Annotated in this window: 16 protein-coding genes; 2 read left to right on the top strand and 14 right to left on the bottom strand. The window is 59.2% G+C overall.

Annotated features, from left to right (window positions below):
* The 14 genes from lpxB to rpsB all read right to left on the bottom strand — a co-directional run bounded on the left by lpxB (position 1) and on the right by rpsB (position 14,012).
* Entirely contained in the window at positions 1 to 1,140 is a 1,140-nt protein-coding gene (gene lpxB, locus ODQ19_RS04880) for a lipid-A-disaccharide synthase (RefSeq protein WP_330209457.1), read from the bottom strand.
* Positions 1,141 to 1,142: 2 nt separating this feature from the next.
* Complete coding sequence (gene lpxA, locus ODQ19_RS04875) at positions 1,143 to 1,919, bottom strand: acyl-ACP--UDP-N-acetylglucosamine O-acyltransferase (RefSeq protein ID WP_032893181.1); 777 nt, start codon at positions 1,917 to 1,919, stop codon at positions 1,143 to 1,145.
* The gene (fabZ, locus tag ODQ19_RS04870) at positions 1,916 to 2,356 is read right to left on the bottom strand and encodes a 3-hydroxyacyl-ACP dehydratase FabZ (RefSeq protein ID WP_003172281.1); all 441 of its coding nucleotides are present in this window, start codon (positions 2,354 to 2,356) and stop codon (positions 1,916 to 1,918) included. The genes lpxA and fabZ overlap by 4 nt, the downstream gene beginning before the upstream one ends.
* A 111-nt stretch (positions 2,357 to 2,467) precedes the next feature.
* Complete coding sequence (lpxD, locus tag ODQ19_RS04865) at positions 2,468 to 3,523, bottom strand: UDP-3-O-(3-hydroxymyristoyl)glucosamine N-acyltransferase (RefSeq protein ID WP_073522652.1); 1,056 nt, start codon at positions 3,521 to 3,523, stop codon at positions 2,468 to 2,470.
* Between the two features lie 3 nt (positions 3,524 to 3,526).
* Complete coding sequence (locus ODQ19_RS04860; protein WP_003189173.1) at positions 3,527 to 4,030, bottom strand: OmpH family outer membrane protein; 504 nt, start codon at positions 4,028 to 4,030, stop codon at positions 3,527 to 3,529.
* Positions 4,031 to 4,075: 45 nt separating this feature from the next.
* Positions 4,076 to 6,463: an outer membrane protein assembly factor BamA gene (gene bamA, locus ODQ19_RS04855; RefSeq protein WP_014717234.1), complete on the bottom strand. Its 2,388-nt coding sequence runs from the start codon at positions 6,461 to 6,463 to the stop codon at positions 4,076 to 4,078.
* Positions 6,464 to 6,537: 74 nt separating this feature from the next.
* Complete coding sequence (gene rseP / locus ODQ19_RS04850) at positions 6,538 to 7,890, bottom strand: sigma E protease regulator RseP (RefSeq protein WP_014717233.1); 1,353 nt, start codon at positions 7,888 to 7,890, stop codon at positions 6,538 to 6,540.
* A 53-nt stretch (positions 7,891 to 7,943) separates the two neighbouring features.
* Positions 7,944 to 9,134: a 1-deoxy-D-xylulose-5-phosphate reductoisomerase gene (gene ispC / locus ODQ19_RS04845; protein ID WP_330209456.1), complete on the bottom strand. Its 1,191-nt coding sequence runs from the start codon at positions 9,132 to 9,134 to the stop codon at positions 7,944 to 7,946.
* Positions 9,131 to 9,937 carry a phosphatidate cytidylyltransferase gene (locus ODQ19_RS04840; RefSeq protein ID WP_003189168.1) on the bottom strand — a complete coding sequence of 269 codons (807 nt, stop codon included), beginning with the start codon at positions 9,935 to 9,937 and terminating at the stop codon, positions 9,131 to 9,133. The genes ispC and ODQ19_RS04840 overlap by 4 nt, the downstream gene beginning before the upstream one ends.
* Positions 9,938 to 10,693, bottom strand: coding sequence for a polyprenyl diphosphate synthase (gene uppS, locus ODQ19_RS04835; protein WP_003189167.1), 756 nt, complete (start codon positions 10,691 to 10,693; stop codon positions 9,938 to 9,940).
* A 17-nt stretch (positions 10,694 to 10,710) separates the two neighbouring features.
* A complete protein-coding gene (gene frr, locus ODQ19_RS04830) occupies positions 10,711 to 11,268 on the bottom strand; it encodes a ribosome recycling factor (RefSeq protein ID WP_116628371.1) in 558 nt (185 codons plus the stop codon).
* On the bottom strand, positions 11,265 to 12,008 hold the full coding sequence (gene pyrH, locus ODQ19_RS04825; RefSeq protein WP_003189161.1) for a UMP kinase: 744 nt from the start codon (positions 12,006 to 12,008) through the stop codon (positions 11,265 to 11,267). Before pyrH ends, frr begins: the two co-directional genes overlap by 4 nt.
* Before the next feature lie 211 nt (positions 12,009 to 12,219).
* Positions 12,220 to 13,083: a translation elongation factor Ts gene (tsf, locus tag ODQ19_RS04820; protein ID WP_003189160.1), complete on the bottom strand. Its 864-nt coding sequence runs from the start codon at positions 13,081 to 13,083 to the stop codon at positions 12,220 to 12,222.
* A gap of 191 nt (positions 13,084 to 13,274) precedes the next feature.
* Complete coding sequence (gene rpsB, locus ODQ19_RS04815) at positions 13,275 to 14,012, bottom strand: 30S ribosomal protein S2 (RefSeq protein WP_003189158.1); 738 nt, start codon at positions 14,010 to 14,012, stop codon at positions 13,275 to 13,277.
* Between the two features lie 387 nt (positions 14,013 to 14,399).
* Between rpsB and map the strand changes: the two genes are divergently transcribed.
* Positions 14,400 to 15,182, top strand: a complete 783-nt coding sequence (gene map / locus ODQ19_RS04810; protein WP_003189156.1) for a type I methionyl aminopeptidase — start codon at positions 14,400 to 14,402, stop codon at positions 15,180 to 15,182.
* A gap of 64 nt (positions 15,183 to 15,246) precedes the next feature.
* Positions 15,247 to 17,949 (top strand): [protein-PII] uridylyltransferase, encoded by a 2,703-nt coding sequence (locus ODQ19_RS04805; protein ID WP_330209455.1) that lies wholly within the window; start codon positions 15,247 to 15,249, stop codon positions 17,947 to 17,949.
* Positions 17,950 to 18,068: the final 119 nt, after the last annotated feature.

Genomic DNA, 18,068 nt, shown 5'->3' with positions numbered 1-18,068 from the left:
TCATAAGGCTTCCTGTTTATGGCCGATCAAGGTCAACACGGCGTCGGCCGCCTGGTTCGAGGCATCACGGCGTAACGTGCGGTGAATATCGTCGAAACCACGGGTCTGCTCTTCGCCGCCGTCAATCAAGGGTAATAGGGTTTGCGCAAGCGCTTCGGGCGTTGCATCGTCCTGCAACAACTCCGGCACCAGCAGGCGCTGGGCCAGCAGGTTGGGCAAGGAAATGTAAGGGCTCTTGACCATGCGCTTGAGGATCCAAAAGGTCAGTGGCGCCAGGCGATAGGCCACGACCATCGGGCGCTTGTACAGCAAGGCCTCAAGCGTGGCGGTGCCCGAGGCGATCAACACCGCATCGCAGGCTGCCAGGGCCAGGTGGGACTGGCCATCGAGCAGGGTCAACGGCAGGTTGCGACCTTCCAGCAGCGTTTCGATCTGCGCACGGCGTTGTGGGCTGGCGCAAGGCAGCACAAAGCGGATTCCCGGCTTTTGCGCCTGGAGACGTTCGGCGGCATCAAAAAACAGCGCTCCCAAACGTCCTACCTCGCCGCCACGGCTCCCTGGCATCAACGCAACCAAGGGGCCATCCGGCAAGCCCAGCTCGGCACGTGCAGCCGTACGATCAGCTTGCAAGGGAATGGCGTCAGCCAGGGTGTGGCCGACAAACCGCACCGGCACGCCCTTCTCTTCGTAGAACCGGGCTTCGAATGGCAGCAAGGTCAACATCAGGTCGCAGCCTTCGCGGATTTTCAACACCCGCTTCTGGCGCCACGCCCACACGGATGGGCTGACGTAGTGCACGGTCTTGATCCCGGCCTGGCGCAACTTGAGTTCGATATTGAGCGTGAAATCCGGCGCATCGATGCCGATAAAGACGTCAGGCTTTTCTTCGATCAGCGTCTTGATCAGCAGCTTGCGGCGAGCCAGCAGCTCACGCAGGCGCCCCAAGACTTCCACCAGCCCCATGACTGACAGGCGCTCCATGGGGAAGTAGGAGGTCAGGCCTTCGGCCTGCATCAACGGGCCACCGACCCCGATAAATTCTACCGCTGGATGCTGGGCCTTGAGCGCCCGCATCAAGCCAGCACCCAGGATATCGCCGGAAGCTTCACCGGCCACGAGCGCAATACGCAAAGTGGCCATGATCAGCGGGTGATGCCGCGAGTCGAGGTCTGGATAGAGTCACGGAACACCGCGACTTCCGGGAACTGCGTGGCAGGCTCGGCCAACTCGGCCAAGGCCTGTTCCACGGTCAACCCTTGGCGGTAAACCGTCTTGTAGGCACGGCGCAGGGCGTGAATGGCTTCTTCGCTGAAACCGCGACGACGCATGCCTTCGAAGTTCATGCTACGGGCTTCGGCAGGGTTGCCGAACACCGTCACGAACGCCGGGACATCCTTGCCGATGGCGGTGCCCATGCCGGAAAAGCTGTGGGCACCGATGTGGCAGTACTGATGCACCAGGGTAAACCCGGAGAGGATCGCCCAGTCATCAACGTGCACATGGCCTGCCAACGCAGTGTTGTTGACCAGGATGCAATGGTTGCCGATCACGCTGTCATGGCCGATGTGCGCATAGGCCATGACCAGGTTGTGATCACCCAAGGTGGTTTCGGCGCGATCCTGCACGGTGCCGCGGTGAATGGTGACGCCTTCACGAATGATGTTGTGGTCACCGATTACCAGGCGTGTTTCTTCACCCTTGTACTTCATGTCCGGGGTGTCTTCGCCTACCGAGGAAAACTGGTAGATACGATTGTGTTTGCCAATGCGGGTCGGACCCTTGAGGATCACGTGCGGCCCGATGACAGTCCCCTCGCCGATTTCAACACCTGCGCCGACGATCGACCAAGGGCCGACCTCAACGTCGGCGGCCAGTACGGCCGACGGATCGATGATTGCGCGAGGGTCAATCAAACTCATAGTTTGCGTTCCGCACAGATGATCTCGGCAGAGCACACCGGCTTGCCATCTACCGAGGCCTGGCATTCGAACTTCCAGATCTGGCGTTTGCAACTGATGAACTTGGCTTCCAGGATCAACTGGTCACCCGGGGTGACCGGGTTGCGAAAACGCAGCTTGTCCGAACCCACGAAATAGTAAAGCGTGCCGTCGGCAGGCTTGAGGTCGAGCATTTTGAAACCAAGGATACCGGCAGCCTGGGCCATGGCTTCGATGATCAACACACCTGGCATGATTGGATGCGCAGGAAAGTGACCATTGAAGAATGGTTCGTTGATGCTGACATTCTTGTAGGCACGAATGCGCTTTTCCTCGACGTTGAGGTCCACTACGCGGTCCACCAGCAGGAACGGGTAACGGTGAGGCAGGTATTCGCGAATCTCGTTGATGTCCATCATTTCGGGGGGAAGCCTGTAATAAAGATTGGGGGCGGGCGCACCAGGCGCACGCCCCGCTAGCAAATCAAGGAGGCTGTCTAGCGGCCGCGCACACTTGATATGGAAATGGTATCAGCCTTCTGATGAAGCATTACCGCCGGGGGTCACGTCCCCGACACGCTTTTCAAGCTGTTTGATACGTCGTGCCATGTCGTCGATCTTCCTCAAACGCGCGGCACTCTTGCGCCATTCGGCCGCAGGTTGCATCGCGGTACCGGACGAGTAGGCCCCTGGCTCTGTGATCGAGTGGGTCACCATGGTCATGCCGGTGATGAAGACGTTGTCGCAAATATCGATATGCCCCACCAGCCCTACGCCACCGGCGAGCATGCAATGCTTGCCGATCTTGGTGCTGCCGGAAATACCCACGCAGGCGGCCATGGCGGTGTGATCGCCAATCTGTACGTTGTGGGCGATCTGGATCTGGTTATCGAGCTTCACCCCGTTACCGATCACGGTATCGGCCAGGGCCCCGCGATCCACAGCAGTGTTCACACCGATCTCCACATCGTCGCCGATCAGTACGCCACCGACCTGGGCGATCTTGTGCCAGATGCCCTTGGCATTGGCAAAGCCGAAGCCCTCACCACCGATCACGGCGCCCGACTGGATGACCACACGCTGACCGATACGCACATCGTGGTAAAGGGTCACACGAGGAGCCAGCCAGCCATCGGCACCAATTTCGCAGCGCGCGCCAATGAAACAATGGGCACCCACAGTGACGCCCGCACCAATACGCGCCCCACTCTCGATCACGGCAAACGCACCGATGCTGGCGGCAGGGTCAACCTGGGCATCATCGGCGATCACGGCAGACGGGTGAATACCGCCGGCCGCCTTCGGCTTGGGATCGAACAAGTGCGACGCCTTGGCGTACGACAGGTACGGGTCGGCCACCACCAGCGCATCCCCGGTAAACCCTTCGGCGTCAGCGGCCTTCAGCAACACGGCTGCGGCCTGGCAGTCGACCAGGTATTTACGGTATTGAGGATTTGCGAGGAAGCTCAACTGAGCTGGGCCAGCCTCCTGCAAGGTGGCTAGCCCAGTGATTTCTTTCTCCTTGGAGCCACGCAAGGTGGCCCCGAGGAACTCGGCCAACTCGCCGAGTTTGATAGTCGCTGTCATGGTTTACTTCAGCTGATTCATGCGCTCGATCACCTGGCGGGTGATGTCGTATTGAGGCTTGACGTCGATCACGGCGCCACGCTCGAACACCAAGTCAAAGGCACCCTTCTTGATGACTTCTTCCACAGCGCTGTCCAATTTCGGCTTGAGCTGCTTGAGCATTTCGCGGTCGGCCACTGCCTTGGCTTCGTTCAGTTCCTTGGATTGGAACTGGTAGTCACGGGCCTTTTGCTTGAATTCAAGCTCCAGACGCTCGCGCTCGCCTTGCTGCATCTTGTCGCCACCGGCTACCAGACGATCCTGGATGCCCTTGGCGCTGCTTTCCAGGGTTTTGAGCTTGGTCAGTTGCGGACCGAATTTCTTCTCGGCATCCACGGCGTATCGCTTGGCCGCATCGGATTCCAGCAGGGCCATCTGATAATTCAGGACCGCGATTTTCATTTCGGCGAAGGCCGGGGTGGTGACCAGCACAGTGGCCAGCAAGACCAATTGAGTCAACTTACGCACGATGTACTCCTACAGAATCCGTTGTCGTTATCTTAGGTCAGACGCTTAGAACGTCTGGCCGAGGGAGAATTGGAAAATCTGGGTTTCAGCGTTATCCGGTTTCTTGATCGGCATGGCCAGAGCAAAACTCAACGGGCCCAGCGCAGTCACCCAGGTCACACCCACGCCCACGGAGCTCGCCAGGTTGCTGAGGCTTACGTCGTTGCACTGGGTGTTGGACTTCAGCCCGCTTGGGTTCTTGATCTGCTCGCACTTGGAGTCGAACACGTTACCCACGTCCCAGAAGACCGACGTCCGCAGGGAGCGCTGGTCCTTGACGAACGGCAGCGGGAACAGGATCTCGGCACCACCCTGGATCAGCACGTTACCACCGAATGGCAGCGGGTCGTTGTCCGAGTCAGCGACAGTGCCTTGGTTACCGGTCCGGTCAACACCGCGGCTCGGCGTACCACGCGGACCCAAGGTGCTGTCCTTGAAGCCACGTACCGAGTTGAAACCACCTGCATAGTAGTTCTCGTAGAACGGCAAGCCATCGGTCGAACCATAACCGTCGCCATAGCCCAGCTCTGTGTGCAGGCGCATGGTGTAGTTATCGCTCAACGGCTGGAACAACTGGCCGCGGTAGTCGAGTTTGAAGAACGACAGGTCGCTGCCCGGCGTGGTGACTTCCGCAGTCAGGCTCTGGGAGTGGCCGCGGGTTGCCAGTACGCCTTTGTTCAGGGTCGACTCGGACCAGCCGGCAGACGCCTTGAAGTTCAGGAACTTGTCGCCTTCACGACGGGTGAAGTCGAAGATTTCATCCACGGTGTACACACCGGTCTTGATCTCATCCTGCTGCGCGGTGAGGCCGAAGGTCAGGCGCGACGTCTCGCTGATCGGGTAACCCACGTTGACACCGGCCCCCAGGCTGTCGATCGCATAGCTTGCAACGTCAACATCGAGGTCTTTGTAGTCGGTGGTGCGGTAGAAGGCGTTGTAGCCCAGGCTCACACCGTCTGCAGTCCAGTAGGGGTCGGTGTAGCCGAAGTTGTATCGGCTCTGGTATTCGCTGCGGGTCAGGCCGATGGACACACGGTTACCGGTACCCAGGAAGTTGTTCTGCGTGATCGAACCACCCAGGATCAAACCGGCGCTCTGGGCGAACCCGACGCTGGCGGTGATCGAACCCGAGGCTTGTTCTTCAACGGCGTAGTTCACGTCAACCTGGTCATCCACACCCGGTACGGCCGGGGTTTCGACGTTGACTTCCTTGAAGAAGCCCAGGCGCTCAAGACGGGTCTTGGATTGGTCGATCAGGTAGGTCGAAGCCCAGCCACCTTCCATCTGACGCATTTCACGACGCAGCACTTCGTCCGCAGACTTGGTGTTGCCACGGAAGTTGATGCGGTTGACGTAGGCACGCTTGCCCGGATCGACGACGAAGGTGATGTCCACGGTGTGGTCTTCATCATTCGGGGTCGGCACGCCGTTGACGTTGGCGAAGGTATAGCCTTCGTTACCCAGGCGACGGGTGATCAGTTCGGAAGTGGTGGTCATCAGCTTGCGCGAGAACACCTGGTCCTTCTGCACCAGCAACAGGGACTTGACCTGGTCTTCAGGCACTTTCAGGTCACCGCTGAGCTTGACGTCACGAACCTTGTACTTCTCGCCCTCGTTGACGTTGACGGTAATGTAGACGTGCTTCTTGTCCGGGGTGATGGACACCTGGGTCGAAGCGATGTCCATGTTGATATAGCCACGGTCCAGGTAGTAGGAGCGCAGGCGTTCCAGGTCACCGGAGAGTTTTTCACGGGCGTACTTGTCATCGTTCTTGAAGAACGACAACCAGTTGGTGGTCTTGAGTTCGAACAGGTCGACCAGGTCTTCATCAGGGAACTTGGTGTTGCCCACGACGTTGATGTGCTGGATGGCGGCCACGGTGCCTTCGTTGATGTTGACCTTCAGGCCCACACGGTTACGAGGCTGGGGGATCACTTCGGTTTCCACGGTCGCGGAGTAGCGGCCCTGGGCAACGTACTGGCGTTGCAGCTCGTTACGCACACCCTCAAGGGTAGCGCGCTGGAAGATCTCGCCCTCGGCCAGGCCCGATTGCTTCAGGCCCTTCATCAGGTCTTCAGTGGAGATGGCCTTGTTACCTTCGATCGCGATACTGGCGACGGAAGGTCGCTCGACGACCGTGATGACCAGGACGTTGCCTTCGCGACCCAGTTGGATATCTTGAAAGAACCCGGTTTTGAACAGCGCACGAGTGGATTCCACCAGGCGACGATCATCCGCCTGTTCCCCGACGTTCAACGGCAAGGCACCAAAGACGCTACCCGCGGAAACCCGCTGGAGGCCGTTGACGCGAATATCGGAGATGGTGAAGGACTCGGCGTGAACTTCGGCGATCATCAATACGGTGAGAACCGCAGTTAGCAGCAGACGTTTCATGAAGTCCTTTCTTATTCCAACTGGCAATAAACAAACTGCCGCAAAATGCGGCAGATTCGCAATTCAGCGAAGCGTTACAGACGTCCCAGATCGTTGACCAGGGCTAACAACATCACCCCGACCACCAAACTGATACCAATCTGTATCCCCCAACCCTGCACCCGATCCGACAAGGGGCGACCACGCACCCACTCGACCAGATAAAACAGCAGATGCCCCCCATCCAATACAGGAATGGGCAGCAAATTCAGAACCCCAAGGCTAATACTCAGATAAGCCAGGAAATTCAGGAAATCCGCGACACCCGACTGGGCAGAAGCGCCCGCCACTTTAGCAATGGTTATCGGTCCACTCAAGTTTTTTACCGAGAGCTCACCGAACAACATTTTCTTGAGGGATTCGAGGGTCAGCACGCTCATGGTCCAGGTGCGTTTCGCGCCCTCGCCAATCGCGGCCAAAGGCCCGAAACTGACCTCTCGCACCATCGATGGCGGCCATTCGACACCTTTGACCCCGGCCCCCAGGTATCCCCCGGCCGCCTTGGCCTCCCCTCTCACCGACAAGGTCACGGGGACGTCGATTTGAGCACCCTCGCGCTCAACTTTCAGCACAATTTTGGTATCAGGGCGCACACGCACCAGGTCGACCACCTGCTGCCAGTCACCCAGCGCCTGGCCATCAAGGGCCAACAGGCGATCACCGGTTTTCAGGCCGGCAGCCTGGGCCGGGCCTTTCGGATCGAGTTCAGCCAGCACCGGCGGCAAGGCCGGACGCCAAGGGCGAATCCCCAGGGATTTGATCGGATCGGGCTCATCTGCGCCCTTGAGCCAATGGTCCAGCGCCAATGCCCGCGGGGTTTCGGCACTGGAATCCTGGTCACGCACCACCACATTGACGGTGCCGCTTTCACCCAGGCGACGCACCAACTGCAAATTGACCGCGCCCCACCCCGTGGTGGGTTCGCCATCAATGGATACAATTTCCTGCCCTGCCGTCAGGCCCGCCTTGGCCGCGATGCTGTCGGCTTCGACCGCGCCAATGACCGGGCGCACCTGCTGACTGCCCAGCATGGCCAAGACCCAGAAGAACACCATCGCCAACAGGAAGTTGGCGATCGGTCCCGCCGCGACAATCGCGATACGCTGACGAACGGTCTTGCGATTGAAGGATTGGTCCAGTTGGTCTGCAGGCACTTCGCCTTCGCGCTCATCGAGCATCTTGACGTAGCCGCCCAACGGGATAGCAGCAATGACAAACTCAGTGCCGCGGCGATCATGCCAGCGCAACAACGGCATGCCGAAACCGACGGAAAAGCGCAATACCTTGACGCCGCAACGACGCGCCACCCAGAAGTGGCCGAATTCGTGGAAGGTAACCAACACACCCAGAGCAACCAGGGTGCCGACAATCATGTAGAGCGCACTCATCTAATTTCTCCGCATTTCAATTCAATGCCCGAAGACTCAAACCTGCCCGCGGCCTAACCCGCATTGCGATCCAACCATTGCCCGGCCAAGGTTCGAGCCTTGGTGTCGGCCTCGAACACCGCCTCCAGGTCATTCACCGCCACCACTGGCTCAAGCGCCAGGACGTCCTCGATGATACTCGCGATCTGCGGAAAGCGGATGCGCCGCTCAAGAAACGCCGCCACGGCCACTTCGTTGGCCGCGTTAAGCATCGCCGGGGCACTGTTACCCGCCTCGGCTGCTTGCCGCGCCAGGCGCAAACAAGGGAAACGCTGCTCGTCCGGAGCTTCGAAGTCCAGGCGCGCGATTGCAAACAGGTCCAGCGGTGCTACGCCGGAATCAATCCGCTCAGGCCACGCCAAGGCGTTGGCGATCGGTGTGCGCATGTCCGGGTTACCCAATTGCGCCAACACCGAACCATCCACGTAATCGACCAGGGAATGGATCACACTTTGTGGGTGAATGACCACCTCGACCTGGTCAGGCCGTGCATCGAATAGCCAGCATGCCTCGATCAACTCAAGGCCTTTGTTCATCATGCTCGCCGAATCCACGGAGATTTTGCGCCCCATGGACCAGTTCGGGTGGGCGCATGCCTGATCGGGAGACACATGTTCCAACTCGGCCGACGGAGTCTGGCGGAATGGCCCGCCAGATGCCGTCAGCAGAATCCGGCGCACGCCGACTTGGCTCAAGCCGCGGGCAAAATCACCGGGCATGCACTGGAAGATGGCGTTGTGCTCGCTGTCCAGAGGCAGCAGCACCGCGCCGCTCTTGCGCACCGCTTGCATAAAGAGCGCGCCGGACATGACCAAGGCTTCTTTATTGGCCAGCAGGATTTTCTTGCCAGCATCGACTGCCGCCAAGGTCGGGCGCAAACCTGCTGCACCGACAATCGCCGCCACTACGGTATCCACGTCCGCATCGGCCGAGACCTGGCACAACCCTGCCTCGCCGACCAATACCTGAGTGGCCAGCCCGGCAGCCCGCAGATCATCCTGCAGACGGCGAGCGGCAGCCACCTCTGGCACCACGGCAAAGCGCGGCGAGTGTCGCACGCACAAGGCCAGCAACTCGCGCAAACGCGTGAAGCCGGTCAGGGCGAAAACCTGATAGCGATCGGGGTGACGCGCAATGACGTCCAGGGTACTGAGCCCGACCGAGCCGGTCGCGCCCAGCACCGTAACCTGCTGCAGGCGGCTCACGAAGCGATCATCCACAACAGCACGGCAAAAATCGGCAGCGCGGCGGTGAGGCTGTCGATACGGTCAAGCACACCGCCATGACCTGGCAGCAGGTTACTGCTGTCCTTGATGCCAGCCTGGCGCTTGAACATGCTCTCGGTAAGGTCGCCCACCACCGAGATGAAGACGACGATAGCCGCCCCCAGCAAGGCCAGGAGTACTTCCTTTACCGACCAGTCACGCACCACACCGACCACCAGGGTGATCAGCAGCGTCAAAGCCAGGCCGCCGTATACGCCTTCCCAGCTCTTGCCTGGGCTGACGGCCGGGGCCAGCTTGCGCTTGCCAAAGGCTCGACCCGAGAAGTAGGCACCAATGTCAGCGCCCCACACCAACACCATCACAGCCAGGATCAATTCGTTGCCCAGCGGGTAACGTTTGATCTCCACCAGCCCTTGCCAGGCCGGCAACAGGATTGCCAGGCCAATCACCAGCTTGCAGGCCACGCTGGACCATTGGCCACTGGTGCGCGGATAGGTGAGCACCAGGAAAGTCGCCAACGCCCACCACAACACTGCAGCACCCAGCACCCAGGGGGCGATGTCCGGCAGGATATACATAAAGAACAACAACAGCGCGACCACAGCGGCGTAGACCACACGCGGCAATTGGTTGACGAAACCTGCCAGGCGCGCCCATTCCCATGCCCCAAGGGTCACGACCAGGCCGATGAACAGCGCAAAGCCAGAACCGTCGAGCAGGAAAAAACCGCACAAGGCAATCGGCAGCAGGATCAGCGCCGTGATGATTCGTTGTTTAAGCATTTAAACCCGGGCTCCAGCTTCGATCTGCTCGCTCGTTTTACCGAAGCGACGCTGACGGGAAGCGAAATCGGCCAGTGCATTACGCATGGCATCGTGTTTGAAGTCCGGCCAGAACAGGTCGGAGAAGTACAGCTCGGTGTAGGCCAGCTGCCACAGCAGGAAATTGCTGATGCGATGCTCGCCACCGGTACGAATGCACAAGTCCGGCAACGGCAAGTCGCCGGTCACCAGGCAGGTTTGCAACAGTTCGGGCGTGATGTCGTCCGGGCGCAGATGGCCGGCTTGCACTTCGCGGGCCAGCCGCTGTGCAGCCTGGGCGATATCCCACTGACCACCGTAGTTGGCTGCGATCTGCAGTACAAAACGGTTACTGCCGGCAGTGATGGCCTCGGCTTCGCGCATGGCCGTTTGCAGCTCCGGGTGGAACCGCGAACGATCACCGATGATGCGCAGACTGATGTTGTTGTCATTGAGGCGCTTGGCCTCACGACGCAGAGCCTTGAAGAACAGGTCCATCAAGGCACTGACTTCATCGGCGGGCCGCTGCCAGTTCTCACTGGAGAACGCGAACAAGGTCAGCACTTCGACCTTGGCCTCGGCGCACACTTCAATCACCGCCCTTACCGCGTCAACACCCGCTTTATGCCCGGCAACACCCGGCATAAAGCGTTTTTTCGCCCAGCGATTATTCCCATCCATGATGATCGCGACATGGCGCGGCACCACGGAGGGCACAGTCTGCTTGGTCTTTTCCATGAAGGCGTCCTGACCCCTTATACGGCCATCAGGTCCTTTTCTTTTTCCTCGGTCGCCTTGGTGATCTGGGCTTCGGCGTCCTTGGTCAGCTTGTCGATATCAGCGACGGCACGGCGCTCTTCGTCTTCGCTGATTTCCTTGTCCTTGACCAGCTTCTTCAGGTCACCCAGCGCATCGCGGCGGATATTACGCACGGCAACACGGGCATCTTCAGCGGCGCTGCGCGCCTGCTTGGTGAAGCCCTTGCGGGTTTCTTCGGTCAGGGCAGGCATGGAGATCAGCAGCAACTCGCCCAGGTTGGTCGGGTTGAGGTTCAGGCCAGCGCTCTGGATAGCTTTGTCGACGGCGGCAAGCATGTTGCGCTCGAAGGCAACAACTTGCAGGGTGCGCGAGTCTTTCACGGTCACGTTGGCCACACCGCTCAGCGGGGTGTCGGAACCGTAGTAAGGCACCATTACGCTGCCCAGAATACTTGGGTGCGCCTTGCCAGTACGGATCTGGCCAAAGGCGTGGCTCAAGGATTCCAGGGATTTGTGCATACGCGCCTGGGCGTCTTTCTTGATTTCGTTGATCATTGTTGGCCTTCCTCGATCAGAGTCCCTTCTGCGCCGCCGTGTACGATATTCAGCAGGGCGCCGGGCTTGTTCATGTTAAATACGCGCAGCGGCATCTTGTGGTCGCGGCACAGGCAGATAGCGGTCAGGTCCATGACACCCAGCTTGCGATCCAGTACTTCATCGTAGGTCAGATGATCGAACTTCTCGGCATGCGGGTCTTTGAATGGGTCTGCAGTGTATACGCCATCCACCTTGGTCGCCTTCAACACCACGTCGGCATCGATTTCGATAGCACGCAGGCATGCGGCCGAGTCGGTGGTGAAGAACGGGTTACCTGTGCCAGCGGCAAAGATCACCACTTCCTTGGAGTTCAGGTGGCGCATGGCTTTGCGGCGATCATAATGATCGGTCACGCCAACCATGGAAATAGCCGACATCACGATGGCCGAGATATTGGCGCGCTCCAGGGCGTCGCGCATGGCCAGGGCGTTCATCACAGTGGCCAGCATGCCCATGTGGTCGCCGGTAACCCGGTCCATACCGGCAGCACTCAGTGCCGCACCGCGGAACAGGTTGCCACCACCAATCACCAGGCCGACCTGCACACCGATACCGACCAACTGGCCGACTTCCAGCGCCATGCGGTCAAGCACCTTGGGGTCGATCCCGAACTCTTCCGAGCCCATCAGGGCCTCGCCGCTGAGCTTGAGTAGAATGCGTTTATAGCGAGCCTGATAACCACTGCCCTGCTGAGCCATTGCGAATCTCTCCTGCGGCGTATTTTTTAAAAATTCTTGGCGAGCCGTTTTACGGCTTGCGTTCACTCTAGCTGGACGCTGTCACAGCGCCATCGGAACACGGCTTTGTAAGCCAGTTCCGAGAGGAAACCAAATAAAATTGGCTTTCCCATTTGAAAAGAGGCTGCGCGCGTGAGCGGGCAGCCTCTTTCGGCGACAGTTTGGAACTGTCTTATTGCTTGGCGGCAGCCAGCTGGGCAGCAACTTCTTCAGCGAAGTTGTCGACCGGCTTCTCGATGCCTTCGCCTACTTTGAAGTAAGTGAAGGAAACGATTTCAGCACCGGCTTTCTTAGCCAGTTCGCCAACCTTGATTTCAGGGTTCTTGACGAACGCCTGCTCAACCAGGCTTGCTTCAGCCAGGAACTTGCTGATGCGCCCTTTGATCATGTTTTCAACGATGTTCTCTGGCTTACCGGCGATCTTGTCGGCGTTGAGGCTCAGGAACACAGCTTTTTCACGTTCGATTGCGTCGGCAGACACTTCCGAAGGCAGCAGGAACTCAGGGTTGCTTGCAGCAACGTGCATTGCGATGTCTTTAGCCAGCTCAACGTCGCCGCCTTTCAGAACAACTGCAACACCGATCTTGTTGCCGTGCAGGTAACCACCAACCACATCACCTTCAACGCGAACCAGGCGACGGATGTTGACGTTTTCGCCAACCTTGCCGACCAGTACCAGGCGATCAGCTTCTTGAGCTTCGATCAGCGGAGCGGCGTCAGTCATTTTCTCGGCGAACGCTTTTTCAACGCTGGCAGCAACGAATGCCTTGAAGTCGTCCTGCAGAGCCAGGAAGTCGGTCTGGGAGTTCACTTCCAGCAGAACGGCGGATTTGCCGTCTTCTTTCAGAGCGATAGCGCCTTCAGCAGCCACGTTGCCTGCTTTCTTGGCAGCCTTGATGGCGCCGGAAGCACGCATGTCATCAATGGCTTTTTCGATGTCGCCGCCGGCCTTGGTCAAGGCCTTTTTGCAATCCATCATGCCTTCGCCGGTACGCTCACGCAGTTCTTTAACCAACGCTGCAGTAATCTCTGCCATTTCAAAATCCTCTTGGATAGGTTTTCAACCATTCCACCCGATCAAACGGGCGATCAATTCTTCCCGAATCTCCGTTGTAGGCCGCTGCACGTTACAAACGATGTAGCTGCGCTGCCGACAAATGGTTTTCGAGGTGGCAAAAAGGGGGCCAAGCCCCCTTTTTGCTTACTGAGTCAACGCCAGGGCGTCAATTACTCAGCGGCAGCTACCGGAGCTTCTTCAACGAACTGCTCGGTACCACCAGCAACGTGGTTGCGACCACGGATTACAGCGTCAGCCATCGAACCCATGTACAGCTGGATAGCGCGGATTGCGTCATCGTTGCCTGGGATGATGTAGTCAACGCCTTCCGGGCTGCTGTTGGTATCGACTACGCCGATAACCGGGATGCCCAGCTTGTTGGCTTCGGTGATCGCGATGCGCTCGTGATCAACGTCGATAACGAACAGTGCGTCAGGCAGACCGCCCATGTCCTTGATACCACCCAGGGAACGATCGAGCTTTTCCAGGTCACGGGAGCGCATCAGCGCTTCTTTCTTGGTCAGCTTGGCGAAAGTACCGTCTTCGGCTTGCACTTCAAGGTCACGCAGACGCTTGATGGAAGCACGGATGGTTTTGAAGTTGGTCAGCATGCCGCCCAACCAGCGGTGATCGACGTACGGCGAACCGCAACGTGCTGCTTCTTCAGCAACGATCTTGCCAGCGGAACGCTTGGTGCCGACGAACAGGATCTTGTTTTTGCCCTGGGCCAGACGCTCTACGAAAGTCAGCGCTTCGTTGAACATTGGCAGGGTTTTTTCAAGGTTGATAATGTGAATCTTGTTACGCGCGCCGAAAATGTACTTACCCATTTTCGGGTTCCAGTAACGGGTCTGGTGACCGAAGTGCACACCGGCCTTCAGCATATCGCGCATGTTGACTTGGGACATGATAGTTCCTTAATAAGTCGGGTTTGGCCTCCACGTATCCCAATGACCAACCAGCGGCATCAAGGCCTCCGGCACCCAGGTCATCGTGTCGACACGTGTGTGGATTTAAGCTTTGCGGGGTATCCCCGGAAAGCGGCGCATTTTATACCACAGCATCGGCAAAAACGAAACCCGCAATCACACTTGCCGGTCGTCGTCTTTGCGTAAGCCCTTGAATACAGCCAACATGCCTTTACCTCATAGAGAGAAGCGATCACCAGACGCGCATGATTTGCCAGCATCGTCTGTTAGAATCGCGTTTTTTGGGACTTGCGCGAATGCTGTAACCCTTTGTCGCGCCCCCGTGAACCGTATTGATTTCAGCGCGTCGCGCTAGAGAGAGCCTGTATGACCGTTACCTTGAAAACCGCCGAAGACATCGCAGGCATGCGCGTTGCCGGCAAACTGGCTGCCGACGTGCTGGAAATGATCGCCGAACACGTCAAGCCCGGTGTCACCACCGAAGCGCTGGACCGTATCTGCCACGACTATATAGTCGACGTGCAAAAAGCCATCCCTGCCCCACTGAATTACAAAGGCTTCCCCAAGTCGATCTGCACCTCGATCAACCACGTGGTGTGCCACGGCATTCCCGGTGACAAACCCCTGAAAGACGGCGACACCCTGAACATCGACGTCACCGTGATCAAGGATGGTTACCACGGCGACACCAGCCGCATGTTCCACGTCGGCAATGTCCCGGTGTGGGCCGAGCGCCTGTCCCAGGTCACCCAGGAATGCATGTACAAGGCCATCGAGATCGTCAAGCCCGGCTGCCGCCTGGGTGACATCGGTGAAGTGATCCAGAAGCACGCGGAAAAGAACGGCTTCTCGGTGGTGCGCGAATTCTGCGGCCACGGTATCGGCAAAGTGTTCCACGAAGAGCCGCAGATTCTGCACTACGGCCGCGCCGGCACCGGCATGGAACTCAAGGCCGGCATGACCTTCACCATCGAACCGATGATCAACCAGGGCAAGGCCGACACCAAGGTGTTGGGCGACGGCTGGACTGCTATCACCAAGGACCGCAAACTCTCGGCCCAGTGGGAACACACGCTGCTGGTCACCGACACTGGCTACGAGATCTTCACCCTGCGCGCCGACGACACCATCCCACGCGTTTCGGCCTGAAGCTTAGCCAGGTTTTCCCACAGCGTGTTGTGACTGACTGATAGATAGATAGGAAAGCCGATCGATGCCCCAGGTGGATCCCGAACTCTTCGACCGTGGCCAGTTCCAGGCCGAGCTGGCATTGAAGGCAAGCCCCATCGCTGCTTTCAAGAAGGCCATCCGCCAAGCCCGCGAGGTGCTCGATGCGCGCTTTCGCAGCGGCCGGGATATTCGCCGCCTGATCGAAGACCGCGCCTGGTTCGTCGATAACATCCTGCAAAAGGCCTGGGAGCAGTTCAATTGGAGTTTCGACGCCGATATCGCCCTGGTGGCGGTCGGCGGCTACGGTCGCGGCGAACTGCACCCCTACTCCGACATTGACCTGCTGATCCTGCTGGACAAAGCCGATCACGAGACCTTTCGCGATTCCATCGAGCGCTTTCTGACGTTGCTGTGGGACATCGGCCTGGAAGTCGGCCAGAGCGTACGCTCGGTGGACGAATGCGCCGAAGAGGCCCGTGCCGACCTGACGGTGGTCACCAACCTGATGGAAAGCCGCACCATCTGTGGCCCCGAGCGCCTGCGCCAGCGCATGCTCGAAGTCACCAGCACCGCGCACATGTGGCCAAGCAAAGACTTTTTCCTGGCCAAGCGCGCCGAACAAAAAGCCCGGCACCACAAGTACAACGACACCGAATACAACCTGGAACCCAACGTCAAAGGCTCACCGGGCGGGCTGCGGGATATCCAGACGATTTTGTGGGTGGCCCGCCGCCAATACGGCACGCTGAACCTGCGCGCCCTGGCCGGCGAAGGCTTCCTGGTGGAGAGCGAAAACACTCTGCTGGCTTCGTCCCAGGAGTTCCTGTGGAAGGTGCGCTACGCCCTGCACATGCTGGCCGGGCGCTCCGAAGACCGCCTGCTGTTCGATCACCAGCGCTCTATCGCCACCTTGCTCGGTTTTGAGGGCGAAGACGCGAAGACCAGCATCGAAAGCTTCATGCAGCAGTACTACCGGGTGGTCATGAGCATTGCCCAGCTCAGCGACTTGATCATCCAGCATTTCGAAGAAGTGATCCTGGCCCCCGAAGACGAAGCGCCGCCGCAGCCGATCAATGCGCGGTTCCAACTGCATGACGGCTATATCGAAGCGCGCAACGACAACGTGTTCCGCCGCACGCCGTTCGCCATGCTGGAAATCTTCGTGTTGATGGCCCAGCAGCCGGAGATCAAAGGCGTGCGCGCCGACACCATCCGCTTGCTGCGGGAAAACCGTCACCTGATCGACGACGACTTTCGCAACGATATCCGCAATACCAGCCTGTTTATCGAGCTGTTCAAGTGTCGCATCGGCATCCACCGCAACCTGCGGCGCATGAACCGCTACGGCATTCTCGGGCGCTACCTGCCGGAGTTCGGGTTTATTGTCGGGCAAATGCAGCACGACCTGTTCCACATCTACACCGTCGATGCCCACACCCTGAACCTGATCAAGCACCTGCGTAAGTTGCAGTACACCCAGGTGTCAGAGAAATTCCCGCTGGCCAGTAAGCTGATGGCCAAGCTGCCCAAGCCCGAGCTGATTTACCTGGCCGGGCTGTACCACGACATCGGCAAGGGCCGGCATGGCGACCACTCGGAGATCGGCGCGGTCGATGCCGAAGCCTTCTGCCAGCGCCACCAGTTGCCGGTGTGGGACAGCCGCCTGATTGTCTGGCTGGTGCAGAACCACCTGGTGATGTCGACCACGGCCCAGCGCAAGGACTTGTCCGACCCGCAGGTGATCCACGACTTTGCCGGCATCGTCGGCGATGAGACCCGCCTGGATTACCTGTATGTGCTGACCGTCTCCGATATTAACGCCACCAACCCCACCCTGTGGAACTCCTGGCGCGCCAGCCTGTTGCGCCAGCTGTACACCGAGACCAAGCGCGCCCTGCGCCGTGGCCTGGAGAACCCGGTGGACCGCGAAGAACAGATCCGCCGCACTCAAAGCGCAGCCCTGGATATCCTGGTGCGCGGCGGTAACGACCCGGACGACGTCGAGCAACTCTGGTCGCAACTGGGTGACGATTATTTCCTGCGCCACACCGCCGGCGACGTGGCCTGGCACAGCGATGCGATCCTGCAGCAACCCGCCGATGGCGGCCCGTTGGTCTTGATCAAAGAAACCACCCAGCGCGAATTCGAAGGCGGCACGCAGATCTTCATCTACGCCCCCGACCAGCACGACTTCTTTGCCGTGACCGTGGCGGCCATGGACCAGCTCAACCTGAACATCCATGACGCCCGGGTCATCACCTCCAGCAGCCAGTTCACCCTCGACACCTACATCGTGCTCGACACCGACGGCGACTCGATTGGCGATAACCCGGCGCGGGTGAAAAAGATCCGCGAAGGTCTTACCGAAGCCCTGCGCAACCCCGACGAATACCCCACCATCATCCAGCGCCGGGTGCCGCGCCAGCTCAAGCACTTTGCCTTTGCGCCCCAGGTGACCATTTCCAACGACGCACAGCGACCGGTGACGGTGCTGGAGCTCAGCGCACCGGACCGCCCGGGCCTGCTGGCACGCATCGGCGGGATTTTCCTGGAGTTCGACCTGTCGCTGCAGAACGCCAAGATTGCGACCCTGGGCGAGCGTGTGGAAGACGTGTTCTTTATCACCGATGCCGACAACCAGCCGCTGTCCGACCCGCAGCTTTGCCTGCGTTTGCAGGCGGCGATCGTGGAGCAATTGAGCGTGAGCCAGGAACCCGGTGTCGAGCTGACCAGACTGACAATTTGAATTCTTAACTTTGTGAACACGAGTCATGTAGGAGCTGGCTTGCCTGCGATGCAGACACCTCGGTCCGTCAGGTCGACCGCAGTGATGCCATCGCAGGCAAGCCAGCTCCCACAGGGGCC

Origin of the sequence: Pseudomonas sp. AM4(2022), assembly GCF_036346515.1 — a bacterium.
GTDB classification, from domain to species: Bacteria; Pseudomonadota; Gammaproteobacteria; order Pseudomonadales; family Pseudomonadaceae; genus Aquipseudomonas; species Aquipseudomonas paracarnis.
This window is presented reverse-complemented; position numbering and strand designations above follow the sequence as displayed.

What these genes read in the sequence shown, in the direction of transcription:
- lpxB (WP_330209457.1), bottom strand. Translation starts at nt 1,140, where the DNA reads ATGGCCACTTTGCGTATTGCGCTCGTGGCCGGTGAAGCTTCCGGCGAT.
- lpxA (WP_032893181.1), bottom strand. Translation starts at nt 1,919, where the DNA reads ATGAGTTTGATTGACCCTCGCGCAATCATCGATCCGTCGGCCGTACTG.
- fabZ (WP_003172281.1), bottom strand. Translation starts at nt 2,356, where the DNA reads ATGATGGACATCAACGAGATTCGCGAATACCTGCCTCACCGTTACCCG.
- lpxD (WP_073522652.1), bottom strand. Translation starts at nt 3,523, where the DNA reads ATGACAGCGACTATCAAACTCGGCGAGTTGGCCGAGTTCCTCGGGGCC.
- bamA (WP_014717234.1), bottom strand. Translation starts at nt 6,463, where the DNA reads ATGAAACGTCTGCTGCTAACTGCGGTTCTCACCGTATTGATGATCGCC.
- rseP (WP_014717233.1), bottom strand. Translation starts at nt 7,890, where the DNA reads ATGAGTGCGCTCTACATGATTGTCGGCACCCTGGTTGCTCTGGGTGTG.
- ODQ19_RS04840 (WP_003189168.1), bottom strand. Translation starts at nt 9,937, where the DNA reads ATGCTTAAACAACGAATCATCACGGCGCTGATCCTGCTGCCGATTGCC.
- uppS (WP_003189167.1), bottom strand. Translation starts at nt 10,693, where the DNA reads ATGGAAAAGACCAAGCAGACTGTGCCCTCCGTGGTGCCGCGCCATGTC.
- frr (WP_116628371.1), bottom strand. Translation starts at nt 11,268, where the DNA reads ATGATCAACGAAATCAAGAAAGACGCCCAGGCGCGTATGCACAAATCC.
- pyrH (WP_003189161.1), bottom strand. Translation starts at nt 12,008, where the DNA reads ATGGCTCAGCAGGGCAGTGGTTATCAGGCTCGCTATAAACGCATTCTA.
- tsf (WP_003189160.1), bottom strand. Translation starts at nt 13,083, where the DNA reads ATGGCAGAGATTACTGCAGCGTTGGTTAAAGAACTGCGTGAGCGTACC.
- rpsB (WP_003189158.1), bottom strand. Translation starts at nt 14,012, where the DNA reads ATGTCCCAAGTCAACATGCGCGATATGCTGAAGGCCGGTGTGCACTTC.
- map (WP_003189156.1), top strand. Translation starts at nt 14,400, where the DNA reads ATGACCGTTACCTTGAAAACCGCCGAAGACATCGCAGGCATGCGCGTT.
- ODQ19_RS04805 (WP_330209455.1), top strand. Translation starts at nt 15,247, where the DNA reads ATGCCCCAGGTGGATCCCGAACTCTTCGACCGTGGCCAGTTCCAGGCC.